The sequence below is a fragment of the Psychrobacter sp. 1U2 genome (assembly GCF_051847575.1).
The window spans coordinates 1-1,393 of sequence record NZ_JBPYDC010000213.1 but is presented as its reverse complement, the minus strand read 5'-3'; the positions used below and the strand labels follow the sequence as shown (position 1 = coordinate 1,393).

Annotated in this window: 2 protein-coding genes and 1 pseudogene; 1 reads left to right on the top strand and 2 read right to left on the bottom strand. The window is 36.3% G+C overall.

The window, feature by feature from the left end:
* Positions 1-643 (top strand): annotated as a pseudogene (locus ACS8FD_RS14585) (hypothetical protein); the annotation flags it as partial.
* A gap of 36 nt (positions 644-679) precedes the next feature.
* Here ACS8FD_RS14585 and ACS8FD_RS14580 read toward each other — a convergent pair.
* On the bottom strand, positions 680-910 hold the full coding sequence (locus tag ACS8FD_RS14580) for a hypothetical protein (RefSeq protein WP_439276385.1): 231 nt from the start codon (positions 908-910) through the stop codon (positions 680-682).
* A 40-nt stretch (positions 911-950) separates the two neighbouring features.
* Complete coding sequence (locus ACS8FD_RS14575; RefSeq protein WP_240991009.1) at positions 951-1,301, bottom strand: IS630 transposase-related protein; 351 nt, start codon at positions 1,299-1,301, stop codon at positions 951-953.
* Positions 1,302-1,393: the final 92 nt, after the last annotated feature.

Sequence of the window (1,393 nt, the reverse complement as noted above, 5' to 3'; positions counted from 1 at the left end):
TGCTTGGCTTACATACTTAACTGAGAACTTAGATGAAGTAAAAATGAAAGCTAAAGAGATAATGAGAGAGTTTAAAAGTTATTTTCCTGAGGTAAAGTCTCAAGCTAATCGGGTCTGCGATAGATTTTCTATATTAGCAGCAGCAGGTGAAATAGCAACTGAAGCTGGTATAACTGGTTGGGAGACCGGTGATGCTGTGAAAGGCGTAAAAGAGTGCTTTGAGAACTGGATTATGAATAACGGGCATGACGGAAATCAAGAAGAAAGAAACATTGTCAAACAATTGTCATTATACTTAGAAAAACATGCAAATAGTAAGTTCGAAAAGATCATATCTTTAAAGAATTCCAAAAAGTCTGATTCGGAAAATAATATTGAAGATGATAGCGCTTCGATCTCAAAAGTAGCTGGTAGTAGGTCCGGCTACTTTAGAGAATCAGATAAAGTCTTTCTAATCCCACCTAATACTTTTGAGGAAATATGCAAACCTTATTCTCTTAAAGCAGTCATTGAAACTTTAGTAAAACATGAATTAATAAAAGCAGATAAGGATAGTCATGGAACCTTAAAGATTAACAATCCAAATGTCGACTATACTCGAGCTTATGCTGTAAAAAAGAGTATTATGGATTATCGATTTTAACAATCGTGGATATGTTTTTTATTTTCGAGATAGCTATTAATCATCATATGCACTTAAATATCTTAATTGATTTACTAAGTTTACTTGTACGGTTTCTTCACCATAGCTCACAACGTACTCAAGCGCAAATAGCATTTTTTCATAGAGAGCTCCGATGACATTAGTACGTCTCGAAGCTTGCCAGTTGTAGCTATCGATACAGGGTTTACCAATCGGTGCATAGCCATGAGAACGAATGGTTTCAGCCTCAAAGCCGCTTTCATCCATATAGACAATGGGATAGCCTTGCTGAGTAAAGCGATCAAGCCTACTCTGGAATATCGCTCTTTTTATCGGACACGCTTTTGGATGTTCCAAGGTCTTTTTTTTGACTGATACCAAGACGCTTTAAAGCATTAAAGATGCCCGTTTTACTACAATTCAAGCGACGAGCTCTTTCATAGTTATAATCATCTGGGTATCTTTTTACGTCTTCAATTAAGGCGTCATCAGGTATTTTAGTCGGTGCTTTATTTCTGGTTGTTTTAGGCGCTAATTTCTTCTGCCAGCTGTGAATGGTGCTGGTGCTAAGTCCATAAAATAGCGCAGCTTCTCTTATGGTCATACCATCAGCTATGCTAGAAAGTACCTGTTTGCGATAGTCTATTGAATAAGTCATCTTTTATTTCATTAAATGCAATTGTTAATAAGATTGTATCGGTTTTATTTGGATTAGACTATAAACTATAACTTGTTGGGTGGTAAACACCC

Bases quoted from the DNA above. Each gene is read 5' to 3' on its own strand.
- ACS8FD_RS14580 (WP_439276385.1), bottom strand. From the start codon at position 910: ATGGATGAAAGCGGCTTTGAGGCTGAAACCATTCGTTCTCATGGCTAT.
- ACS8FD_RS14575 (WP_240991009.1), bottom strand. From the start codon at position 1,301: ATGACTTATTCAATAGACTATCGCAAACAGGTACTTTCTAGCATAGCT.